The sequence below is a fragment of the Pseudomonas sp. IT-P218 genome, from assembly GCF_949767605.1.
GTDB lineage: Bacteria > Pseudomonadota > Gammaproteobacteria > Pseudomonadales > Pseudomonadaceae > Aquipseudomonas > Aquipseudomonas putida_AE.
On record NZ_CATKQQ010000022.1, the window covers coordinates 449,180 to 473,062 of the forward strand.

The 23,883-nt window shown below is 60.0% G+C and carries 19 protein-coding genes; 13 read left to right on the forward strand and 6 right to left on the reverse strand.

What is annotated here, in order from left to right; genetic code table 11:
* Positions 1–23: 23 nt before the first annotated feature.
* Positions 24–1,391, forward strand: coding sequence for a DUF1329 domain-containing protein (locus ACM6I6_RS16085; protein WP_414920220.1), 1,368 nt, complete (start codon positions 24–26; stop codon positions 1,389–1,391).
* Between the two features lie 125 nt (positions 1,392–1,516).
* On the opposite strand, the gene ACM6I6_RS16090 is transcribed toward ACM6I6_RS16085, so the two are convergent.
* Positions 1,517–2,197, reverse strand: a complete 681-nt coding sequence (locus ACM6I6_RS16090) for a response regulator transcription factor (protein WP_406590761.1) — start codon at positions 2,195–2,197, stop codon at positions 1,517–1,519.
* A gap of 384 nt (positions 2,198–2,581) precedes the next feature.
* Between ACM6I6_RS16090 and ACM6I6_RS16095 the strand changes: the two genes are divergently transcribed.
* The 9 genes from ACM6I6_RS16095 to ACM6I6_RS16135 all read left to right on the forward strand — a co-directional run bounded on the left by ACM6I6_RS16095 (position 2,582) and on the right by ACM6I6_RS16135 (position 13,400).
* On the forward strand, positions 2,582–3,418 hold the full coding sequence (locus ACM6I6_RS16095) for a MaoC family dehydratase N-terminal domain-containing protein (RefSeq protein ID WP_414920221.1): 837 nt from the start codon (positions 2,582–2,584) through the stop codon (positions 3,416–3,418).
* 48 nt (positions 3,419–3,466) lie between these two features.
* Positions 3,467–4,627 (forward strand): acyl-CoA dehydrogenase family protein, encoded by a 1,161-nt coding sequence (locus tag ACM6I6_RS16100; protein WP_406590763.1) that lies wholly within the window; start codon positions 3,467–3,469, stop codon positions 4,625–4,627.
* Between the two features lie 10 nt (positions 4,628–4,637).
* Complete coding sequence (locus ACM6I6_RS16105) at positions 4,638–6,005, forward strand: MmgE/PrpD family protein (RefSeq protein ID WP_414920222.1); 1,368 nt, start codon at positions 4,638–4,640, stop codon at positions 6,003–6,005.
* Positions 5,995–7,209: a CaiB/BaiF CoA transferase family protein gene (locus ACM6I6_RS16110; protein WP_414920223.1), complete on the forward strand. Its 1,215-nt coding sequence runs from the start codon at positions 5,995–5,997 to the stop codon at positions 7,207–7,209. Before ACM6I6_RS16105 ends, ACM6I6_RS16110 begins: the two co-directional genes overlap by 11 nt.
* A gap of 13 nt (positions 7,210–7,222) precedes the next feature.
* Positions 7,223–8,035: an HpcH/HpaI aldolase/citrate lyase family protein gene (locus tag ACM6I6_RS16115; protein ID WP_406590766.1), complete on the forward strand. Its 813-nt coding sequence runs from the start codon at positions 7,223–7,225 to the stop codon at positions 8,033–8,035.
* Positions 8,036–8,246: 211 nt separating this feature from the next.
* Positions 8,247–9,569, forward strand: coding sequence for an MFS transporter (locus ACM6I6_RS16120; RefSeq protein WP_274075223.1), 1,323 nt, complete (start codon positions 8,247–8,249; stop codon positions 9,567–9,569).
* A 168-nt stretch (positions 9,570–9,737) separates the two neighbouring features.
* Positions 9,738–10,988, forward strand: a complete 1,251-nt coding sequence (locus ACM6I6_RS16125) for an OprD family porin (RefSeq protein WP_414920224.1) — start codon at positions 9,738–9,740, stop codon at positions 10,986–10,988.
* 67 nt (positions 10,989–11,055) lie between these two features.
* The gene (locus ACM6I6_RS16130) at positions 11,056–12,618 is read left to right on the forward strand and encodes a long-chain-fatty-acid--CoA ligase (RefSeq protein ID WP_414920225.1); all 1,563 of its coding nucleotides are present in this window, start codon (positions 11,056–11,058) and stop codon (positions 12,616–12,618) included.
* Between the two features lie 107 nt (positions 12,619–12,725).
* A complete protein-coding gene (locus ACM6I6_RS16135) occupies positions 12,726–13,400 on the forward strand; it encodes a dTMP kinase (protein WP_414920226.1) in 675 nt (224 codons plus the stop codon).
* Here ACM6I6_RS16135 and ACM6I6_RS16140 read toward each other — a convergent pair.
* The 3 genes from ACM6I6_RS16140 to ACM6I6_RS16150 form a co-directional block, all read right to left on the reverse strand.
* Positions 13,390–14,688 (reverse strand): carbohydrate porin, encoded by a 1,299-nt coding sequence (locus ACM6I6_RS16140; RefSeq protein ID WP_414920227.1) that lies wholly within the window; start codon positions 14,686–14,688, stop codon positions 13,390–13,392. The two genes, ACM6I6_RS16135 and ACM6I6_RS16140, sit on opposite strands and share 11 nt — an antisense overlap.
* Before the next feature lie 103 nt (positions 14,689–14,791).
* Positions 14,792–17,197 (reverse strand): glucose/quinate/shikimate family membrane-bound PQQ-dependent dehydrogenase, encoded by a 2,406-nt coding sequence (locus tag ACM6I6_RS16145; RefSeq protein WP_414920228.1) that lies wholly within the window; start codon positions 17,195–17,197, stop codon positions 14,792–14,794.
* Between the two features lie 124 nt (positions 17,198–17,321).
* Complete coding sequence (locus ACM6I6_RS16150; RefSeq protein WP_414920229.1) at positions 17,322–18,674, reverse strand: SDR family oxidoreductase; 1,353 nt, start codon at positions 18,672–18,674, stop codon at positions 17,322–17,324.
* A gap of 185 nt (positions 18,675–18,859) precedes the next feature.
* Here ACM6I6_RS16150 and ACM6I6_RS16155 point away from each other — a divergent pair, with 185 nt between their 5' ends.
* Both ACM6I6_RS16155 and ACM6I6_RS16160 read left to right on the forward strand, forming a co-directional pair.
* On the forward strand, positions 18,860–19,099 hold the full coding sequence (locus ACM6I6_RS16155) for a hypothetical protein (protein WP_274075216.1): 240 nt from the start codon (positions 18,860–18,862) through the stop codon (positions 19,097–19,099).
* Between the two features lie 212 nt (positions 19,100–19,311).
* Positions 19,312–20,133: a ZIP family metal transporter gene (locus ACM6I6_RS16160; protein WP_414920254.1), complete on the forward strand. Its 822-nt coding sequence runs from the start codon at positions 19,312–19,314 to the stop codon at positions 20,131–20,133.
* A 94-nt stretch (positions 20,134–20,227) separates the two neighbouring features.
* On the opposite strand, the gene proP is transcribed toward ACM6I6_RS16160, so the two are convergent.
* Complete coding sequence (proP, locus tag ACM6I6_RS16165; RefSeq protein WP_274075354.1) at positions 20,228–21,730, reverse strand: glycine betaine/L-proline transporter ProP; 1,503 nt, start codon at positions 21,728–21,730, stop codon at positions 20,228–20,230.
* Positions 21,731–22,096: 366 nt separating this feature from the next.
* On the opposite strand from proP, the gene ACM6I6_RS16170 reads away from it, so the two are divergent.
* The gene (locus ACM6I6_RS16170) at positions 22,097–23,020 is read left to right on the forward strand and encodes a LysR family transcriptional regulator (protein ID WP_274075215.1); all 924 of its coding nucleotides are present in this window, start codon (positions 22,097–22,099) and stop codon (positions 23,018–23,020) included.
* Between the two features lie 76 nt (positions 23,021–23,096).
* Here ACM6I6_RS16170 and ACM6I6_RS16175 read toward each other — a convergent pair whose 3' ends face one another.
* Positions 23,097–23,588: a cupin domain-containing protein gene (locus ACM6I6_RS16175; protein WP_323609197.1), complete on the reverse strand. Its 492-nt coding sequence runs from the start codon at positions 23,586–23,588 to the stop codon at positions 23,097–23,099.
* Positions 23,589–23,883 lie beyond the last annotated feature (295 nt).

Genomic DNA, 23,883 nt, shown 5'->3' on the forward strand with positions numbered 1-23,883 from the left:
CCCAACTGCAAAGGATCAAGACCATGAAAAAAATCATTCTTGTTGCATGCGGCACCCTGGCGCTGAGTCTGCTATCCACCAGCATCATGGCAGCGGTGTCGGCGCAGGAGGCGGCCAAACTGGGCACCAGCCTGACGCCCCTGGGCGGGGAAAAGGCCGGCAATGCCAGCGGCACCATTCCCGCCTGGACCGGCGGCCTGAAACCCGGCGCCGCGGCGATGACCAACGACTTTCTCGGCAACCCCTTCGAAGGGGAGAAGCCGCAGTTCGTGATCACCGCCGCCAATGCCGCGCAGTACAAGGACAAGCTCACCCCCGGGCAGCTGGCAATGTTCGTGCGTTATCCCGACACCTACAGGATTCCGGTGTACAAGACCCAACGCACGGCATCGGCGCCCCAGGAAGTCTACGACGCAGCGAAGAAAAGCGCGGTGACCACCGAGGCGGTCAACGGCGGTTACGCGCTGAAGAACTTCGAACAATCGCACTACTACGCGTTCCCGATTCCCAAAAACGGCCTGGAGGTGGTGTGGAACCACCTGACCCGTTCACGGGGTACCAACTTCATCAACCGCCAGGCCCAGGCCACGCCGCAAACCAATGGTGACTACACCATCGTCGACATCGAGATCGCGGCGGGTTTGCCGTGGAAAATGGTCGACGCCAAGCCCGAGGACACCGCCAACATCCTGTTCTTTGCCAAGCAGACGGTGACCGCGCCGGCACGGATGGCGGGCAGTGTGCTGCTGATCCACGAGACCCTCGACCAGGTCAAGGAGCCGCGCATGGCCTGGGCCTACAATGCCGGCCAGCGCCGCGTGCGCCGGGCTCCGCAAGTGGCCTATGACGGCCCGGGCACCGCCGCCGACGGCATGCGTGTGGCGGACAACGCCGACATGTACAACGGCGCGCCGGACCGCTATGACTGGAAACTGATCGGTAAGAAGGAGATGTACATCCCGTACAACAACTACCAGCTGCAATCGCCGAAGCTCAAATACGCCGACATCATCAAGCCCGGCCATATCAACCAGGACCTGACCCGCTATGAGCTGCATCGGGTGTGGGAAGTGGAGGGCACGTTGCGCCCGGGTGAGCGCCACATCTACGCCAAGCGTCATATGTACTTCGACGAGGACACCTGGGCAGCGGTGGAAATCGACCAGTACGACGGTCGCGGTCAACTGTGGCGGGTCAGCGAGGGGCATCTGGTCAACGATTACCAGCAAGGCGTGGCGGTCTACGCCGGGATCGGCATCTATGACCTGATCGCCGGGCGTTACCTGGTGTCGAACCTGGGTAACGAAAACAAGCGTGGCACTGACTACAGCTATAAGCCCAGCATGGCCGACTTCACCCCGGCGGCGCTGCGTAACGCCGGTATTCGCTAGATCCTCATCCCAACGCAACCCCTGTAGGAGCTGCCGCAGGCTGCGATCTTCTGATTGGCTTTTAAAACAAAATCAAAAGATCGCAGCCTCGTTTCACTCGACAGCTCCTACAGGGGTTCAAGTGATCAGTCCAGCCATCCCCGCGTGCGGGCAATGGCCAGGGCCTGGGTGCGGCTTCGGGCACCGAGCTTGACGTTGATTTTGTGCAGGTGAGTCTTGACCGTGGATTCGCTGAGGAACAATTTCTGGGCGATCGTACGGTTGCGATACCCGGCGGCCAACAGATGCAATACCTGTATTTCCCTTGTGGTAAGGCTTATGGGGGCGATGGTCTTATCGGAATGCGCGCATCGCTGCTCGCCCCAACGTCCCAGCAGCGCCGCCAAGGGTTCACCTTCGTCGATTAAACACTGCAAGAAACCGCCCAAGCGAGGGTGCTCTGCCAATTTGGAAGACCGTCGGCCGCTGATGCTTTGCGCTGTTTGCAAGGCCACCTGCGCTACGTCCAGCTGGTTGTTCAGGGTTGCCACCCGGCTGCGTTCCAGCCAGGCCGCGCACTGGGCTTGCGTGCAGCCCGATTGTTGCCCGAATCGCTCAAGCTCGATCAAGAGGCGCAACCAGGTTTCTCGCTCGCCACGCACCAGGGCCAGGCGAGCCATCAGCACGTGGCTGATGACCAGGCTATCGGCTGCGGCGATCTGCCGGGCTTGGGGCAGGAGGTCTGCCAGTCGCTGCCCGGCCTCATGCAGTTCACCGTGTTCATACAGCGCAAGGGCGGTGAGCGTATCGCGCAACAGGCCAGGCATGACAGTGATCCCGGTAAATTGAGCCACGATCCTCTGTTTCGTGGCGGTCGGGGAGTAGCAAAATCACTGGTGCCAATCTCCCTCCAGCGTACGTTCCTTTGGACGCGGTCAACTTCATCCTCGGCTTCATTCCTTCGAACGTCGAGACTCTGTTTATCCAGATGCCACGTGTCATCGTTAACGACCATCGCGAGCAGGCTCGCTCCCACAGGGGAATGCGATCAACTGTGGGAGCGAGCCTGCTCGCGATGATCTCAAGGTCGCCGCGCTCACCCTACAAACCTCTTTATTCCAGCTAACTGATGCCCCCCCGATGCGGGGAGTTCTGCGGGGGCCAGCAAACATCCGAGCATGGGGCTCACGCGCCCTGAAAGGATTTTGTGCATGACAGCCCCGAGTGATTCCCCTTACGCCGCCTGGATCGGGCGCAGCGAGCACACCACCGAGCATTTGAGTTCGAGCCTGGTCAAGCGTATCGCCGCAACCCTGGGTGATGTCGCCCCTGAACCGGGCCAACCATTGCCCGCGCTCTGGCACTGGGCATTCTTCCAGCCCGTGGTAGAAGAGACCGGGCTCGGCCAGGACGGTCACCCGGCCCGCAGCGAACTCCTGCCACCGACCCACAATCGCAATCGGATGTGGGCGGGCGGACGGGTGGAATTCTTCGAGGCGCTGCGGGTGGATGCCCCGGCGACGCGCACCACCACCGTCCTGAACATCGAGGAAAAATCCGGGCGCAGCGGTTCGCTGTTGTTCGCGACCCTGCGTCACGACTACACGCAGGAAGGACGCCTGGCGATTCGCGAGGAGCAGGACATCGTCTATCGCGACCCGACCCCACCCAAACTCGCCAGTGGCGAAGCCTTGCCCCTGGCCGGTTGGCAAGAATCGATAACACCCAGCCCGACCCTGCTGTTTCGCTATAGCGCCGTGACCTTTAACGGTCATCGCATCCACTACGACTGGCCCTATGTCACCGAAGCCGAGGGCTATCCCGGCCTGGTGGTGCAGGGACCGTTGATTGCCACGCTCAACCTGCACGCCTTTCGCCGCGCCCACCCGCAGGCGCGAATCCGGCGTTTTGAATATCGCGGCATCCGACCGTTGATCTCGCCACAGCCCTTCATGGTCGGAGGACGCCTGTATGCCCCCGGCAGGGCCGAGCTCTGGGCCGGCGACGACGGCGGAATCGCCCAGCGCGCCGAACTGATTTTCGACTGATTTCCTGCCTTTCCCTGGCAGCCCCATAACAACAATCGAGGACACCCGATGAACCCCAACAGTGACGAACTCAATGCGATCCGTGAAGGTGTGCGCGCGTTGTGCGCTGAATTCGATGCCGCTTACTGGCGTGGGATCGATGAGCAAAAAGGCTTCCCGGAAGCCTTCGTCGAGGCATTGACCAAGGCCGGTTGGCTGGCGGCGATGATCCCGGTGCAATACGGCGGCTCGGGCCTGGGCCTGGCCGAAGCCTCGGTGATCCTGGAGGAAGTGAACCGCTGCGGCGGCAACTCCGGCACCGTGCACGGGCAGATGTACAACATGTTCACCCTGCTGCGTAACGGCAGTGAGGCACAGAAAAGCTATTACCTGCCGAAACTGGCCAGCGGCGAACTGCGCCTGCAGTCGATGGGCGTGACCGAGCCCACCACCGGCACCGACACCACCAAGATCAAGACCAGTGCCGTGCGCAAGGGCGACAAGTACGTGATCAACGGCCAGAAGGTGTGGATCTCGCGCATCCAGCATTCCGACCTGATGATCCTGCTGGCCCGCACCACCCCCTTGGCCGAAGTGAAGAAAAAGTCCGAGGGCATGTCGATTTTCCTCGTGGATTTGCGCGAAGCCATCGGCAATGGCCTGACCGTGCAGCCTATCGCCAACATGGTCAACCACGAGACCAACGAGTTGTTCTTCGACAACCTGGAGATTCCTGTCGACAGCCTGATTGGCGAGGAGGGCAAGGGCTTCAAATACATCCTCGATGGCTTGAATGCCGAGCGCACCCTGATCGCCGCGGAATGCATTGGCGACGGACGCTGGTTCATCGAGAAAGCCAGCGCCTATGCCCGCGATCGCGTGGTATTCGGCCGTCCCATCGGACAGAACCAGGGCGTGCAGTTCCCGATTGCCGAGGCGCATATCGAAATCGAAGCCGCCGACCTGATGCGCTGGCGTGCCTGCGCTGAATACGACAGCGGGGTCAACGCCGGCGCCAGCGCCAACATGGCCAAGTACCTGGCCGCCAAAGCCTCCTGGGAAGCGGCCAATGCCTGCCTGCAAACCCACGGCGGTTTCGGTTTTGCCTGCGAATACGACGTAGAGCGCAAATTCCGCGAGACGCGTCTGTACCAGGTGGCGCCGATCTCCACCAATTTGATCCTGTCCTACGTCGCCGAGCACCTGCTCGAACTGCCACGCAGCTTCTAAGGAACAATCGATGAGCCATACCCGTACGCTGGCAGCCTTTCTCGCCCGCCTGAGCTATGCCGACCTGCCGCAAGCGGTGGTTGCCCGCACCGAAGACCTGTTTCTCGACTGGCTGGGCTCCGCCCTGGCCAGCCAGGGCGCGCATCCGATCCCGTTGTTCGAGCGCTACGCCGCGACCATGGGCCCGGCCCACGGCCCGGCAACCCTGCTGGTCAATGGCCAGGGTACCTCGGCGTACTTCGCCGCGCTGGTCAATGGGGCTTCCTCGCACCTGGTCGAGCAGGACGACCTGCACAACAGCTCCGTGCTGCACCCGGCCACCGTGGTCTTTCCCGCCGTGCTGGCGGCCACCCAGGACCTGGGCAAGTCCGGTGCCGAGCTGCTGCTGGCCGCCGTGGCCGGTTATGAAGCCGGCATCCGTATCGGCGAATTCCTCGGCCGCTCCCATTACCGGATTTTCCACACCACGGCGACCGTCGGCACCCTCGCCGCAGCGGTGGCGGTCGGCAAACTGATGGGCTTTGACGAAGAACGCTTCATCAACCTGCTCGGCACCGCCGGCACCCAGGCCGCCGGGCTCTGGGAGTTTCTGCGCGATGCGGCGGATTCCAAGCAGTTGCACACCGCCAAGGCCGCGGCCGATGGATTGCTGGCGGCGTACCTGACCCGCGACGGCCTGACCGGGGCGCGTAACATCCTCGAGGGCGAGCAGGGCATGGCCGCCGGTATGTCCAGCGATGCGCAGCCGCAGTGCCTGTCCGATCGCCTGGGCAGCCGCTGGGCTCTGCTGGAAACTTCCTTCAAGTTCCATGCGTCGTGCCGTCACACCCATCCCGCCGCCGATGCGTTGCAGGCGCTGATGCAACGCGAACGCTTGCAGCATCAGCAGATCGCCAGGGTCGTTACCCGGGTGCATCAGGGCGCCATCGACGTATTGGGGCGGGTCACGGTGCCACAGAGCGTGCACCAGGCGAAGTTTTCCATGGGCACCGTGCTTGGTCTGATAGCGGTGCATGGCAAGGCCGGCCTGCCGGAGTTCCAGCAACTGGCCTTGACCGACCCGGCTGTCAGCGAATTTCGCGGCAAAGTGCTGATGCAACTGGATGCAGAAGTGGATGGCGCCTACCCCCGGCGCTGGCTGGGACGTGTCGAGGTGCATACCACCGACGGTCGCGTGCTGCACGGGGCCATCGATTCGCCCAAGGGCGATCCGGACAACACGCTGTCGCGCGCCGAACTGGAAGACAAGTTCCGCCGCTTGCTGGCGTTTGCCGACCAGTTGAATGGCGATCAGGCCGGGGTATTGATCGCCCGTGTCTGGGGGTTGCGCGATGCACTGGACCTCAAGGGTTTGATGGAGAACATCCATGAGCAATGAAAAAAACAATCTGCGGCCGCTGGACGGCATTACCGTGATCAGCCTCGAGCACGCCATTGCCGCGCCATTCTGCACGCGGCAACTGGCGGATCTGGGCGCACGGGTGATCAAGGTCGAGCGTCCTGGCAGCGGCGACTTTGCCCGTGGCTATGATCAGCGCGTGCGTGGCATGGCCTCGCATTTCGTGTGGACCAATCGCTCCAAGGAAAGCATCGCGCTTGATCTCAAGCAGCAGGAGGCCCAGGTCATTCTCGACCAGCTATTGCAGCAGGCCGACGTGCTGGTACAGAACCTTGCACCGGGCGCCGCCGCGCGGATGGGGCTGTCGTTCGAGACGTTGCACAAGGACTATCCACGACTGATTGTCTGCGACATTTCCGGTTATGGCGAAGGCGGCACCTACGAAGACAAGAAGGCCTATGACCTGCTGATCCAGAGCGAAAGCGGCTTTCTGTCCGTGACCGGTAACGCCGCGGAGGAGGGCATGGCCAAGGCCGGTTGTTCGATCGCCGACATCTCCGCCGGCATGTACGCCTACACCGGCATTCTCTCGGCGCTACTGCTGCGGGGCAAGACCGGACAGGGCAGCCGTGTCGAGATTTCGATGCTGGAAAGCCTGGTGGAATGGATGGGTTTCCCGATGTACTACGCCTTCGAGGACGCCGAGCCACCGCAGCGCACGGGAGCGTCCCACGCGACGATTTATCCCTATGGCCCATTCCCGTCAGGCGACGGCGGCACGGTCATGATCGGCCTGCAAAACGAACGTGAGTGGGTGCAGTTTTGCGAGTTGGTGCTTCAGCGTCCCGAGTTGATCGACGACGAACGCTTCAGCGCCAACTTCAAGCGCTCGGACAACCGTCAGGCCTTGCGCGCCATCATCGTTGACGTGTTTGCCCAACTGGATGCCGCCACCGTCATCGACAGGCTCGATGCCGCGCAAATCGCCAACGCCCAGGTCAACGACATGTCCGGCGTCTGGGAACATCCTCAGCTCAAGGCGCGAGGTCGCTGGACAGAAGTCGCCAGCCCGGTGGGCATTCTCCCGACGCTGTTGCCGCCGGCCAGCAGCAACGCATTTTCACCGCGCATGGCGGCCGTACCGGGGCTGGGTCAGCACAGCAACAGGCTACTGGCCGAATTGGGTTACAGCGCCATGGATATCCAGCGCCTGAGCGAAACAGGCATTGTCCAGAACGGTTGAGGGAGGCGTGTGTATGTCCAGTCTGTGTGTTCGCTCGGCGCTGTTCGTGCCGGGCAATCGTCCTGAACGTTTTGCCAAGGCGCTCGCCAGTGGCGCCGACGCGGTGATCATCGATTTCGAAGACGCCGTGCCCGCCGCGCAAAAAGCAGCAGCGCGCCAGCACCTCGCGCAGTTCATCCTGTGGAACCGGGGCGTGCAGCTGCTGGTGCGGATCAACGCCGCCGGCACCGCGGAGCACGAGGCCGACCTTGAGGTGTGCCGCCAGCATCCGGATGTGGTGGGGATCCTGTTGCCCAAGGCCGAGTCTGCCGCTCAGGTCATCCATGTCGCCGCTAGCGGCAAACCTGTCTGGCCCATCATCGAAAGCGCTCTGGGTGTGCTGGCGATCGACGCCATTGCAGCCTGCAAGGGCGTGCAGCGCCTGACGTTCGGCGCTCTGGACCTGGCGTTGGACCTGGGATGGAAGGTGGGCAGTCCAGCCGTGGAAACGCTGTTCGACCAGACCCGTTTTGCGCTGTTGCTGCATTCGCGGGTCAATCATCTGCCGCCGCCGCTGGACAGCGTCTACCCGAGTTTCGAGGATGACGCCGGGCTTGGCGCGGCCATGGGACGTGCCCGCGACATGGGCATGGGCGGTGCCTTGTGCATCCATCCGCGCCAGGTGCCCGTTGTGCATGCAGCAATGGCACCCAGTGCCGAAGAAATGGCGTGGGCACAACGGGTGGTGAGCGCGGCGGAGTCCGGCGAGGCCGCGTTCAAGGTGGATGGGGAAATGGTCGATGCACCGGTGTTGGGGAGGGCGCGCAGGTTGTTGGCGATGGGCTAGAGATCAAAGGATCAAAAGATCGCAGCCTCGTTGCACTCGACAGCTCCTACAGGGTTTGCGCATAACCTGTGGGAGCTTGGCGTGCCCGCGATGCGACGCGCATTACCCCCCCGGCAGGGGGAGGACTTACCGGACGTTTACCTGACGTAACCTCGAGCCGCTCAAGTGAGTGCAGCGATAACAACCAAAATAATAATATCGAGGTTATTTCATGACTTTACTGAACACCGTCGCACCTCCCGAAGTGGTCAATGCCGATGCCTTGTACCGCAGAGTCACGTTCAGGCTGCTGCCGTTTCTTTTTATCTGTTACGTCATCAATTACATCGACCGTGCCAATATCGGTTACGCCAAGTTGCAGTTCACTCAGGATCTGGGCTTCTCCGAAGCGGTGTATGGCCTGGGCGCGGGGCTGTTCTATCTGGCCTACCTGCTGTTCGAAGTGCCGAGCAACCTGTATCTGCAAAAGATCGGTGCACGTGCAACGCTGACCCGCATCATGATCATCTGGGGTCTGGCTTCAGGGCTGACGTGCCTGGTGACTACACCCATGCAACTGTATGTGGCCCGTTTCTGCCTCGGTGCCGCCGAGGCCGGTTTTTTCCCCGGTGTCGTGTTGTACCTCAGCTACTGGTTCCCGGCGGCGCGCCGCGGGCGCATCAGTTCGATCCTGTTGATGGCGATCGTTACGGCAGGTTTGCTGGGCGGCCTGGTATCTGGCTGGATCATGCATGAGGCCGATGGCTTGTTCGGCCTGCGCGGGTGGCAGGCGTTGTTCGTGATCGAAGCGATACCGGCGATATTGCTCGGTTTGGCCGTGTTTTGGGTGCTTGACGATTCGCCGCAGAAAGCCAAATGGTTGTCACCGGCCGAACGCGAACTGATTCGCCAGGATCTGCAAAACGATCAGGCGCTCAAGACCTCCAAAGGGCATAGCGGGGCATTCAGCGCCTTGCGTGACCCGCGTATTCATCTACTGGCGCTGGTCTATTGCGCGGTGTGCGTAGGCTCGGCGGTCATCGGCACCTGGGGCCCGTCGATCCTCAAGAGCGCCGGGGTCACGGATCTCAAGCAACTGGGCATGTTGATGATGCTGCCCTATCTGACGGCGGCCATCACGATGTATCTGGTTGGCCGCAGCTCCGATCGCCTGTTGGAGCGGCGCTGGCATGTGATTGTCCCATCCCTGGTGGCGGCAATTGCCTTCCTTGTCCTCGGCTTGCCCGACATCGGTGTGCCGGTGACGCTCTTGATGCTGTGCCTGGCCGCGGCGGGCGTGTACTCGGCGACGCCGGTATTCTGGACCATTCCTCCTACCTATCTGGGCAAGGACACGGCGGCGACCGGGATCGCGTTTATCAGCAGCGTCGGCGCCGGGGCCGCCGGTTTCGGTTCCGCTGCGTTGCTGGGATGGATCATGGCCGAGACGGGCAGTTTGAGTGTGGGCTTATCGTCTGTTGGCGTCTTGATCATCCTGGGCTGCGGGCTGTTTCTCGCCTGCATGCCAATCCGGTTGCTGAGGCTCAAGCGCTGATAGCGGCTCTGACGCTTCTGTTCCACATCCACTTTTAACGGTCACTCGATGTCCCTGTTCCAGGGGTAGCGAGACAGCTCATCTGCAATTTCTGACTGGCAGTTGACCAGGGACCGAAACGGGCCCTGGACAATCTGCTGCGGACTGCAAAAAAGAAGAGATGTTGAAATGCATGTAAAGCAACTGTGCTGGTTTTCCACGTTGGGGGCGTTGCTCGGCACGCTGCTGGCTTCACCAGCAGCCTGGGCAGAATTTGTGCAGCAGAGCCACGCCAGCCTGCTGACCCGCAACTTCTATCTCTATCGTGATTATCACCAGGCCGGTGCACCGCAGAACCTGTCTGCGGAGTGGGCACAAGGCTTCATCCTGCGCGCCGAGTCCGGCTACACCGATGGCGCGGTCGGCCTGGGGGTCGATGCCTTGGGGTTGCTGGGCGTCAAACTCGACTCCAGCCCCGAGCGCAGTGGCGGCACCGGTTTGTTGCAACGCGACCGTGAAACGCGGCGTGCCGAAGATGAATACGGCGAGTTGGGCTTGACCGCCAAACTCAAGGTTTCGAACAGCGTGCTGAAGGTCGGTACGTTGACCCCACTTTTGCCGTTGGTGATGTTCAACGACACCCGCCTGTTGCCCCAGACGTTCGAGGGTGCCTGGCTGAACTCCACAGAGCTCGACGGCCTGACCCTGGACCTCGGCCAGTTGCGCCAGGTCAACCAGCGTGACTCCTCGGATAACGAAGACCTGTCCGCGAGTCGTACCACCCCGGGGCTCAAATCCGATCGCTTCGATTTTGTCGGGGGCAACTACAAATGGACCCCCGCGCTGAGCACGGGCCTTCATTACGGCATTCTGGAGGATGTCTACAAGCAACAGGTGGCGACGCTGGTGCATAGCTGGCCCATTGCGCCAGGGCACGCATTACGCACCGATCTGCGCTGGTCCCACGAGAGCGCCGATGGCAGTACCAGTGAGGTGGACAATCGTGCGCTAGGGGCTGCGTTTACCTACAGCTACCGGACGCACCGCTTCGGTTTCTACTATCAACAAATGGACGGTGACACGGGATTCGCCTACCTCACCGCGACCAATCCTTATCTGGTCAACCTGTTGCAGGTCAGCGATTTCGGCTCCGCCAAAGAGCGATCGTACCAATTGCGCTACGACTACGACTTCGCCGCATTGGGCTTGCCGGGCCTGACGTTCATGACGCGTTACGTCCAGGGCAAGAACGTCGAGGTGAGCGGCAGGGCAGAGGATGGCCGGGAATGGGAGCGCGACACCGATATCGCCTATGCGATTCAAAGCGGCCCGCTGAAAAACCTTTCATTGCTGTGGCGTAACGCGAGTGCCCGTTCTGACTTTGGCAGTGATATCGATGAGAGCCGCCTGATTCTCAGCTACTCACTGCCACTGTGGTGACCGCGCATCAATCCGCCTTCACGCCGTTCCAGATCCAGGCAACAACCCAAACCATCCGGAGATCCCCATGTACATCACTCAAGGGCTGCATCGTCATCTGCAAAGTCGTCCCAATGCCGTGGCCATTCGTGCCGATGGCCGTAGCACCACTTACGCGCAATACGGTGACCGGGTAGCCCGCCTTGCCAGCGCGCTGAAGCGCCTGGGCGTCCAGAGCAATGATCGGGTGGCAATGCTTTCGTTCAACAGCCAGCGCTATATCGAGTATTTCCTGGCGGTACCCTGGGCCGATGCCGTGCTCAACCCGGTGAATTTCCGCTGGAGTGCGACAGAGATCATCTACTCTCTCGACGACTCCGAGACCTCCATCCTCATTGTCGACGATCATCACAAGGCGCTCGGCGCCAGGATCCTGCAAGAGGCGAAAACCCTGCGCCGGGTGATCTACGCCGGTGACGGTGAAACCCCTGCTGGCATGCTCGATTACGAAACCCTGATCGCCGCCAGCGAGCCAATTGAGGATGCGCGCCGTAGTGGCGATCAACTGCTGGGTATCTTCTACACCGGCGGTACCACCGGTTTTCCCAAAGGCGTGATGCTCAGTCATGACAACATCGCTTTCACGGTCATGAATGCCCTGATGCACGGCCGTTGCGGGGCCGATGCGGTGTTCCTGCACTCGATGCCGATGTTTCACCTGGCCGACTTCTCCGCGATGGCGGCCTTGTTCGTCAGCGGCGGCACCCATGTGGTCTTGCCGTCCTTCACGCCCAAGGCGGCGCTTGAGGCCATCGACCAGGAAAAAGTTACCGAGATTTTGCTGGCTCCCACGATGGTCCAGATGCTTCTGGACTGGTACCAGAGTCAGGACCATGCACTGCAAGTCGGATCGCTCAAACGTGTCTGTTATGGGGCGTCATCCATTACCCCGGCGTTGCTAGACCGCGCGCGTAACGTTTTTTTCAACGCCGGTTTCTCGCAAAACTACGGCATGACCGAACTGGCACCCACCGCGACCACCCTGGGTGTGCAGCATCACACACCCGAGTGTCAGGCTAACGGCAGGATGTACTCGGCAGGCCTGCCAGCGGCCTGCGTCGAAATCCGTATCGTCGATGCCCAGGACAATGAGGTCCCCCGTGGCACAGTGGGCGAGATCGTCGTCCGCGGCCCGAATGTGATGCTCGGCTACTGGAACAAGCCCGAGGCCACCGCCGAAGTCTTGCGCGGTGGCTGGATGCATACCGGTGACGGTGGCTACATGGACGACGAGGGGTTTGTTTTCGTCTGTGACCGGCTCAAGGACATGGTGGTCAGCGGCGGCGAAAACATCTATAGCGCCGAAGTCGAGACGGCCATTGCCCGCCATCCGGCGGTGGTGCAAAGCGCGGTCATCGGTATCCCTTGCCAGAAGTGGGGCGAGACCGTGCATGCCGTGATCATTCTCAAACCCGATTGCAGCGTCAGTGGCGAAGACATCATCGCTCATTGCCGTCAGTACATCGCAGGCTACAAAGTCCCCCGCAGCATCGAGTTCCGCGAATCACTGCCGCTATCCAGCGTCGGCAAAGTGTTGAAAACCGAGCTTCGCAAACCGTTTTGGCAGAACCAGTCGCGGGGGATTGCGTAGGAGATTCGGCAGGCTGCGATCTTTTGCTCTGGCTTTTAGAAGATCGCAGCCTAGTTTGATTTAATCAGGTTAGAGTGTTCATCAATCTATCAATCGTTAAGTGATGAATGAATCGTCCGCTGTTTGTTTCTCTGGATGGGCCCAAGGGAACCGGTAAAACCACACTGTTGGAAGCCGTTACGAAAGCACTGAGGGCAGACAACAGAAAGGTGATCCGGCTTTGCGAGAAAAAAAGCGATCCCCATAGGGGTGAAACAATGGCCCTCGTCAACAAGCTCGTCAGAAATCCCACCCGGGAGCTGGAGTTGAAAGTTTGTGAGCGCCTGGCTGATAGCCGTAGCTGGATTTCCCGGCACGTGCTGGCTAAACAGCCACCTGGCAGCATCATCCTGATCGATCGCTGGTACCCGTCTGATGCCGCGTTTCGCCGGATAGTCCCGTTTGCAGAGATTCTGCAGTTGAACATTGATCGAAACGTGCAAGTGCCAGACCTGCATGTCGGCGTTGTCACCGACCCGGATATTTCATGGGCAAGGGCAGCGGCACGAGGGCGTGGGCTGAGCAGTACGGTGATCCATAAGCTGGAAGAACAGGTCGCTTGTACCCAGTCGTTCGAGCGGGCGATTGCAGATCACGGCTGGGTTTTATGCCGAAATGAAGGAACGATCGAAGACGCCACGATGCAGGTGGTTTCCGAGATTTATAAAGTCCTTGGCGGTCGGGACTTCACCGCCAATGGTGTGACCACCACTGGCGATGGAAATCGACCGTTCAGAGCGTAGCTTTCACCTGCAAACCGAGCACCAGTGCATTGTCGATGTCCTGCCCGGAAAATGCGCCCGGTTCGATGATGTATTGCATATTCGGGCGCAGCGTCAGCCAGGGAGTGGCCTGGTAGCCGTAGCCAAGCTCGACCAGTTGTTCGGCACTGTCCAGATTTGGCAACGTTGTGCCGTTGGCCAGCGCGGCGTCCTGCTGCACATCGCGGCTGCGCGGGTTAGGTACGGCCCGGCCATAACCCAGGGCGACGGTGTCACGCGGGCGACCTTCGAACGGTTTGTACAGCACCACGCCGGTGCCGTACCAATTGCTGAACGGTGAAGCCGCTTCGCTGGCCGCCGAGTATTGGCCGAAGGCGTGCAGGCTGCGACCCTCGGACGTTTGCGAACGCCACACGGCCTGATCGATCAGCAGGTAATGACCGCCGCGGCCGGACACTTCCTTATCGCTGCCGATGCGTTGCACATCGGAACTGTCGTAGTAGTAGCCAACCTTGTACTCGCCGGGCAACTCGCCCGCGTGCTTGTACACCAGTTCGATCGGCACCACGGTCCCGGTGGTATGTTTCGGGCCCAGGTGCCAGGCACGGCTGGAATTGCCGTTGCTCTCGGGATCGACATTGAAGGCCGCCACGCGCAGCTGCCAGGACGACGACAGGTCGTACTTCACGCGCACGCCCAGGTGGGCGTTGGGGTAGTTGGTCCAGCCACTGCCGCCGGACATGTTCAGCGGATGGCCGCAGAAACCGGCGTTCATGAAGTTGCAGAGAATGCCGCTGTCCAGGCCACCGAGGTCGTTGCCCATGGCCATATAGCCCAGCTTCACGTTGAGCGACGGAGTAAACAGGCTGCGCTCGTAACTCAGTTCAGTCAGGCGAGTGTAGAGACCGCCGTAGTTTTCCTGGATGGGCAGACGGTTGCCGACCAGATCCTCGGAGGCGCTATTGCCGCGTCGGTCGTTGATGGTCAGCTGGATCTTGCCGGCGTTATCCGCGCCATACAGTTTGCTCAGGTCGAACTGCGCGCCGAGCTTGATGTTCTGCGAGTAACGGGCCGAACGGTGCAGGCCGCCATCGGCGTTGTAGGCGGTTTCGCCGCTGTAATCGCCGGTGAATTTGATGCCGTCCTGATCCATCTGGTGGCGCAGACCACCCCAATCACCGGTCAGGGTATTGCGGGTCAAGAGGTTCGAATCGGTATCGGCGAAGGCGGGCAGGGTGGCGCTGCAGGTCAGGCCCAACAGCAAGCCGTTGAGCCAGCCTGCATGAGAAAAGCGAACAGCCAAAAACATGTGAGTCTTCCAGGTGGAATCTTGAATGATTGCGCAAAGCGGCGCGGCACCCGCAGGTGCCGCGCACAGAGGAGTTGCCCTCCAGTGAGGCGGGCACGGGGGCTTACGGCAAGGCGTAAGCCATCACGTAGTCGCCGCGATCGGTCGACTGGCGCGCACCACCGGCGGTGATGACGATGTACTGCTTGCCGGACTTCGGTGAGACGTAGGTCATCGGGCCGCCCTGGCTGCCGACTGGCAGGCGGGCTTTCCACACCTCTTCACCGTTGCCGCTGTTGAAGGCGCGCAGGTAGAAGTCCTGGGTACCGGCGATGAAGATCAAGCCACCTTGGGTCGACAGGGTGCCGCCGAGGGTCGGCAGACCCACCTTGATCGGCAGGTGCATGCGGATACCCAGGGGACCGGTGTCTTCAACGGTGCCGACCGGAACCTGCCAGGCGACTTTCTGCGTCTTCATGTCGATGGCGGTCAGCGTGCCGAACGGCGGTGCCTGACAAGGAATACCGGCCACCGACAGGAAGCGGTTCTTGTTCACCGCATATGGCGTGCCCTTGAGCGGCACAGCGCCCATGCCGGTGTTCAACGCTTCGCCACCGGAAGTGGCCTGGCCTTTGTTCTGCGACGGGATCATCTGAATCCACAGACCCAGGCGCATGTCGTTGACGAAGATGAAACCGTGCACCGGGTCAGTGGAGATACTGCCCCAGTTCATGCCGCCCAGCGAGCCTGGGAAGCTCAGCGATTTATCCATGCCCGGCGCAGTGTACAGACCGTCATAACGCATCGATTTGAAATCGATACGGCACAACAGCTGGTCGTACGGGGTCGCGCCCCACATGTCGGATTCGGTCAGGTGCTGGGCACCGATCTGCGGCATGCCCACCGATTTCGGCTGGGTTGGCGAGTACGGTTCGTTAGGGATGTTGGCCGCCTTGACCGGCACTTCTTCAACGTCGGTCAGCGGTTTGCCGGTGGCACGATCGAGCACATAGATCTGCCCGGCCTTGGTGCCGATGACCAGCGCCGGTACGGTTTTGCCGTCCTTGGTGAAGTCGATCAGGCTCGGCTGCATCGGCAGGTCGAAGTCCCAGAGGTCGTTGTGAACGGTCTGGAAGACCCAGCGTTCTTCACCGCTGGTGGCATCCAGCGCCAGGATCGAGGCGCCGTAGGTGTGATCGAGCTTGCTGCGTTCGACACCATAGATGTCGGTGGACGAACTGCCCATTGGCAGGAACACCGTATTGGTCGCCGGGTCGTAGGACATCGGCGCCCAGCTGTTCGGCGTGCTGCGTACATAAGTGCTGCCTTCTGCCGGCGCATTGCGATCCTGCGGATTGCCCGGGTCGAACGCCCAACGCATGGCGCCGGTGATCACGTCAAAACCACGGATCACGCCACCCGGCATGTCGGTTTGCACGTTGTCAGCCACGCGACCACCCACCACGACAGTCGTGCCGGCCATCAATGGAGCGGAGGACAGCTGATAGTAACTGTCCGGGACATTACCCAGTCCAGCCTTCAGATCCACCTGACCGTTGTTGCCGAACCCCTGGCAGAACTCGCCGGTGTCAGCATCGACCGCGATCAGGCGGGCATCGATGGTGTTGGTCAGCAGACGACGCTGGCAATTGGCAGCCGGCGCGGGCTTGGCTTCGATGATCGTCGAATTGCTCGGCTGGGCGATGACGGTGGAGGCGTCGAAATACGCCATGCCACGGCAACGCTGCCAGACTTTCGACTGCGCGTTGATCGAGTTCTTCCACAGTTCCTTGCCGCTGTCGGCATCCAGTGCGATCAGGTTGTTGTGCGGGGTGCAGATGAACACCTTGTTGCCGACCTGCAGCGGGGTGAGCTGGTCTTCGGCGCCATTGCCATCGCTCTCGGCGACGTCACCGGTGTGGTACGTCCACGCGACCTTCAACTTGTCGACGTTGTCGCGGTTGATCTGATCCAGCGCAGCAAAGCGGCTACCGCCCTCGGTATTACCGTAGTGAGCCCAGTCCTTTTGCGCGTTGGCGGGCTCGACGGGCGTCAGGCCCGGGCCAGTGCCCGTGGCGGCGACAGTCGGGTGCGCAACGAACATGTTGCCAGCGGCCACCGCCAGCGCAATCGCCAACACCGCAGCGATGCCATAGGCACCGCGGCCTGGCACGCCACCATTGGCACGCTTGAGCAGCGGGTAGACCAGCGTCACCGCCAGGCCAACGGCGCTGAACATGAACAGGCGCGAGAAGACCGGCCAGAACACCAGCCCGGCATCACTCACCGCCCAGATCGCCGTGCCCAGCAGAAACACGGCGAATAACCAGGCACCGGCTGTCTTGAAGCGAGCGATCAGCAGACCGGAAACGGCCATCACCAGCCCACCCACCAGGAAGTACCAGGAGCCTCCCAGGCTGACCAACTTCACGCCGCCCGCAGCCAGCGCCAGGCCGAGGAGGGTGATGATCACGCCCAGCCCGACCAGAATGAATTTTGATACGCCCGAGAGGCGTTGACTCTGCTTCACGTTGAATGTCCCGTTGAAATGAGGGGGGCATTATATAGTTAGGTAACTATCTAGTTAAACCATAAATTCTGAATGAAGCGTAGTTCGTTGCTCAATGGCGCGCCTGAACGACGGCCTGCGCGCCTCAGCTGACTTTGCGACCTTTACCTCGCGGCCGATCTGACTGCCGACCATGGCGCTTCAAAGCGAACATCAAGCCACCCAGCAAAAGCGTCGCGCCCACTACGACAGCGAGCGAGGGCCGTTGCGTCGTTACTCGCCATCCACCTTCAACCTGGCGTTGAGCATTCGATGGGGTAAACAGATTGCCCGACGTGGCCTGAGTCTGCGGCCTGTGTTGCAAGCCTAAGCGAGTCAACCAGCCCGACAGATACGCAAAGCCCGGCAGCAAAAAATGCGCTATCCGTGCCATCGTTGCAGCTGCGCCGACGGTAGTACTCGGCCTCGGACGTAATGCGCAAGCCACCATGGCTTCGGCGACGAGATGTGGGTCATAAATGGGCGGCGGGGGTTTCAGCGCATGGCCAGTGAAATTGCCACCGTCACGAAATCCTGGGGTGTCCATGACAGCCGGATAAATGTCACAGACATGAATATCTGGATAGTCATACAGTTCACCGCGCAACGCTTCGCTCAGACCACGCAAGCCATATTTGCTGGCGGAATAGGCAGCGGCATATGGCTGTGCAACCCAGCTGCCCAGTGACAACGTATTGATCAGGATTCCACGTTTCTGCGCTTTGAAAAACGGCCATGCCACATAGGCGCCGCGCAGGTAACCCAACAGGTCCGTCTGCAGTACTTGCTCATGCGCTTCCAGCGGCGTTTCCTCAAAACTGCCTACCGCCCCGACACCGGCATTGTTGATCCAGATGTCGATGCGTCCGTCGCCGAAGGCAGCGGCCTGGTCTGCCAAAGCGCGCATCTGCTCACTGTTCGTGACATCGGTGCGCACGGCCAGTGCTGAAGCGCCACGTGCTGTGCATTCTTCGACAACGTCATCAAGTGCGGCCTCGTCACGCGCACTCAACACCAAGCGTGCGCCCTTGTCAGCAAATGCATGGGCTGCTGCACGACCTATCCCACTTGAAGCTCCGGTGATCACCACCAGTTTTTCATTGAGCGCCGAGGACACAGGGTGAACGAGCACATCGGGACTTTTATCGACTTCGGGTGGGGTGGGTTCTTCTCGAGCGTTGTACCTCACCTCGTTCAGGTTCAGACGTGCACCATCTGCCAGGATGAGCGTCAGGTTTTCAATAGTGCCAGCGACCCGATTCGCAAACACCGGTTCTCCGGTAGGGTCGAGTTGATCGTAAAAAAACGTCTGTCCTTCCAGCCATCCGACCGTCGTCATCAACTCGGGCCCCAGGTAATACTTTCCATCGAGGAAGAATCCTGGAAAGTGTTGGGTACGCTCCAGGCTTTCGACGACATACCGCTCGCCTGGCTTCATACCGGTTTTTGGATCGATCATGGCGGCGTCCTCAGAGTGTCTTGGTGTTGCGATAGAGGACGACGCTTCGCGCAATGTTCCATCGAGATGACTCAATGGCTGCCCCGGAGGACGTCGACGATCGGTACGCGGATAAATCGAACGCTCGAAATTCGAAGCATCTCCAAGCTATACATCCTCAATGGTGAGGGTGCTGAGAGGTGCGTATGAATAATGATCCAAAGTTGCAGGGCGGTGCGGGACAAGACGACCCGATGCCAACTTCACCCGATCCACTGAGTCCTGGTCGCACTGAAGTCGACCCGATGAAGGAGGAGGGCATAGACGAGTTACCTGATAACGAAGGTGAGCGTCCGCTTGATGATGACAGCACCGGACTGGATCCCGACCGGGTGCGTGAAGAAACGGACAATGCGGTAATGGACAGACAGCAAGATCCCCGGTAAAAAACGTGATCCAGCCCTGTATCCAGCGGGGCTTGTCACCGCTCATAAAATTCGAACCTTCGGATGCGCCCTTGAACGCGCAACACGAAAGTAAGGGGCCCTGCATGTCGGAACCGCCTTCTTCATTTGTAGCCCCCTTACGCGCCTTGTTTGTACAGCTGACCCGTTCGGGATGGGGCGGCATGGTGTTTTGGCTGGCTCTACTGTCCGTGATGATAGTGCTGATGGTCAGCGGTTATGGAGCTTTCGCCGGGGCCAACAAGGACAATCTGCGTTTCGCTTTTCTTGGTGGGCTGTCGGGCTTTGCTGCGACAGCCGTGGGGGCTGTCGTCGCGCTTGCACTGCGCGATATTGCGGCGCGCACTCAGGACATCATGCTGGGCTTCGCTGCAGGGATGATGCTGGCTGCCAGTTCTTTCTCGCTCATCTTGCCGGGCATCGAAGCGGCCAAGGAACTCACCGGTAACGGTTTGCTGGCGGCCAGTATCGTGGTGCTGGGATTGGCGCTCGGTGTTGCATTGATGATCGGCCTTGATCGATTTGTTCCTCACGAACATGAGAAAACCGGCCGGCGCGGGCCTGAAGCCAAGCGTATCGATCGAGTCTGGCTTTTCGTCCTGGCGATCACCCTGCATAACCTGCCGGAAGGCATGGCGATTGGTGTCAGCTTTGCCACCGGCGACATGCAGGTCGGTATACCGCTGACGACCGCGATCGCCATCCAGGACATACCCGAGGGTTTGGCCGTCGCCATGGCTTTACGGGTGACCGGCATCTCGGCGCTGCGCGCGGCACTGATCGCAGTGGGGTCTGGCTTGATGGAACCCTTTGGCGCCCTCGTAGGCCTTGGCATTTCCAGTGGCTTTGCCCTGGGCTACCCCATCGCACTTGGCCTTGCTGCGGGGGCAATGATCTTCGTGGTCTCCCATGAAGTCATACCAGAGACGCATCGCAACGGTCATGAAACGCCCGCCACTTTGGGGCTGATGTTGGGTTTTGGCGTGATGATGTTTCTCGATACCGCGTTAGGCTAGGGCACGCTACGTTTCGTCGGGACAGGTTCATAATTTTGGAACACCGACACCCCGCCCGGGGTGCCGGCAGTGGATCTCACGTCCAGTCGCCGCGTTATTCGATTCGCGGATGCTGCTGCACGAGATGCTCGCGTTTAGCTTCCAGCTCGGCAATTTCTTTGTCGATGTCCTCGATCTTCTGCTCGATGTTGTCGTGATGTTCCTGAAGCAGTTCATGCGCTTCCTCAATGTCGGAAGCCGCCGGAGCTGCACCACGCAATGGTTTGTTGGCTGTTTCTTTCATCGTTACGCCGGTTATCAGCCCCACCACGGCAATCACCATCAGGTAGTAGGCCGGCATATACAGATTTTCCGTGCTTTCCACCAGCCAGGCTACGGCGGCAGGGGTAAGACCCGCGATCAACACCGAGACGTTGAAGGCACTGGCCAAGGCGCTGTAGCGGATGTGAGTGGGAAACATCGCCGGAAGGGTGGAAGCCATTACGCCGATGAAAAAGTTGAGCAGCACAGCCAGCACCAGCAAACCGGAAAAGATCAGGCCGATCTTGCCGCTGTTGATGAGCATGAAGGCCGGGATGGCGAGGAAGAACAGGCCGACGCTACCGAAGATAATGAAGGGGCGGCGGCCAATCTTGTCGCTGATGAGCCCAATTACCGGCTGGACGAATAACATGCCGACCATGATCGCGATGATGATCAACACGCCGTGATTTTCGCTGTAGTGCAAGTTGTGTGTCAGGTAGCTCGGCATGTAGGTGAGCAGCATGTAGTAGGTGACGTTAGTGGCCACCACTACGCCAATGCAGGTCATCAGGCTGCGCCAGTGCTGGGTGGCCACCTCCTTGAAAGACACTTTCGGGCCAGTGGCAAGGCCCTCGCGATCACCCTGTTCCAGTTGCTCGACATGCTGCTGGAACGCCGGTGTCTCCTCCAGCGCGTGACGCAGGTAGAGCCCGATCATGCCCAGGGGCAGGGCGAGGAAGAAGGGCAGGCGCCAGCCCCATGCCTCAAACTGCTCTTCACCGAGAATGGTGGAAATCAGCACGACCAGACCTGCGCCGAAGACGAAGCCGGCGATAGAGCCGAAATCCAGCCAGCTGCCTAGGAAACCGCGCTTGCGATCCGGAGCATATTCGGCGACGAAGATCGAGGCACCCGTGTATTCACCTCCCACTGAAAAACCTTGGGCCATCTTAGCGAGCAACAGGAGGATCGGCGCCCAGATGCCGATCGAGGCATACGACGGAATCAGCCCGATGGCGAAGGTGCTGAGGGACATGATCACGATAGTGGCCGCCAGGACTTTCTGCCGACCATACTTATCGCCCAACGTACCGAAAAACAAACCGCCCAGAGGCCTGATCAGGAACGGAACCGAGAAGGTGGCCAACGCGGCAATCATCTGCACACCGGGATCAGCACCGGGGAAAAATACCTTGCCGAGAACATAGGCAACAAAACCATAGACGCCGAAATCGAACCACTCCATCGCGTTGCCGAGTGCAGCGGCAGTGATCGCCTTGCGCATTTTCGCGTCGTCGACAATGGTGATGTCTTCCAATCCGATCGGATTAACGGCTTTCTCAGGTGATTTCATGCGAGCCACCCTGTAACTGATTTGTCCTGATGCACACCACTGAGCTGCGGTGTGGCGCAGGCCAGACGAGCTTGCCTTTACCGATGCCATCTTTTTGATAGCACTGCTTCTTTCTGATCAGATACAGGAAGGCACGAAAAAATTCACATCTTGCCGTTATTTTTGCTGGCAGCCATGGCTGTCAATGCGGTGGCCTTGATCAGAGTCTTCGTTGTCCCATGCATTGACCAGCGATCGCCCAACTGATGAGTAAAGTGAGACTATTTGATGAGAAACACTCATCAAATATACATCTATGTGGACGGTAGAATCCTCTGACGTGGTCGCTGGTCTGGCTTCCATCCCAAATCCAAGTTGTGAGGCCTCATGAATATAAGCCGCGCCAACCTCGCAGACTTTGTCTACTTTCTCGCAATTGCTCGCCATCAGAGCTTTAATCGAGCTGGCATAGAGGTTGGGATCAGTGCCTCCGCCTTGAGCCATGCTATCAAGGGTCTGGAAACCAGAATCGGCGTTCGTCTACTCAATCGCACCACTCGCAGCGTCACCCTCACTGCGGCGGGCGAAGAGCTGCACAACCTGATAAGCGAGCCCATGCTTGAGATGGGGCAGGCCATGGAGGTTCTCAATCGTTTCCGAGATGAGCCAACTGGTCGTATTCGCTTGAACTTGCTCAGCGATGCCGCAGATCTGTTGCTCGGCCCCGTATTGCCCGTCTTCAACGACCGCTACCCGGAAATCCAGATTGACCTGACTGTTACCAACCTGATCGTCGATGTTATCGGCGGAGGCCATGACGCAGGTATACGCTACGGCGGCACTGTTCCGGAGGACATGATCGCTCAACGTTTGTCTCCGGACATTCGCTGGGTCGTGGCTGGCGCTGCGCAATACCTGAAGCGCTTTGGTGTTCCAGAGCATCCGCAGGATTTGCTCAAGCACCGCTGTTTGCGCATTCGCTTGGGCAACGGCTGTATGTACGACTGGGAGTTCGAGAAGGGCGAGGAAGCAATTTCAATTGCGGTTCCTGGGTTGATTACAATTGACGAAACCCGTGTCGGCCTGTCTTTAGCCCGTCAGGGGGCCGGATTGATGTATGCGCCAGAGCCGGCCATGGCGCCTCTTATCGCGAGCGGGTACGTCACAACTGTTCTTGATGATTGGGCCAGCATCGCACCTGGTTTTCACATGTACTACTCCAGTCACCGGCAGTTACCGATGGGGCTGCGTCTGCTTATCGACCTGATCCGCGAGCTGCAGCCCCTTGATGAGCCAGCGATCATCAGCTAGCGGTGGCCGGCGCGAACCGTTGAGGCACAAGCGGCCAGGAGCAGGCCAAGGCAGGCGACGCCTGCTTGAAAAGGCCTCATCGCGATGCCTCGTATTGCGCTTCGCTGACTGGCTCCATCCATACGACATTCTTTCCATCCACAGCCTCTTGAATCGCGATATGGGTCATTCCCGTGGTCGCGGTCGCCCCGTGCCAGTGTTTAACGTCGGGCGGTGTCCAGATTACATCGCCTGGCTTTATTACAGTTTTCTCACCGCCTACCTGCTGAATCCAGCCAACGCCTGTGGTGACTACCAACGTTTGGCCTTTGGGATGTGTGTGCCAAGCCGATCGAGCCCCCGGCTGGAATGTCACCGCACCCGCAGAAACAGTAGAGGGTTCACGCGCAGCGAAAAGAGGGTCGATCCTTACGTTGCCGACGAAATTGCCTGGAGCCCCCATCAGTGAGGCTTGGTCGCCATTCCTGACAATACTCATGGCTTGATCCTTCGGAAGATCCGCTGCATGCGCAGATGCGTCGGACAGGATCGCGGCAGTCAGCATCGAGGCGGTGACGAGTGTTCTCATGAGGCAAGCTCCTGCTGGATATGCGATAGAGCTGACAAACTATTGCAAGACCCTCCTGCGGACTACACGGCAAAACCGACATGAAGCAATGAATATCTCTCATTAGTCCGGCTGTGCGCCTGCTTCTACTGACTCGAGCCCTCTAGCGCAGTCGCTACCTGGATTGCTGAGTAACACTCATCAGAACATCCCACATTTGCCCCATATTCATCTTCTTACTCCTTGATTAGCGTGGGTGGCCTCACCAGAGGAGATCGCCGACGCGGCTCTCTGGTTAAGCAGTAGCGCCTCAAGC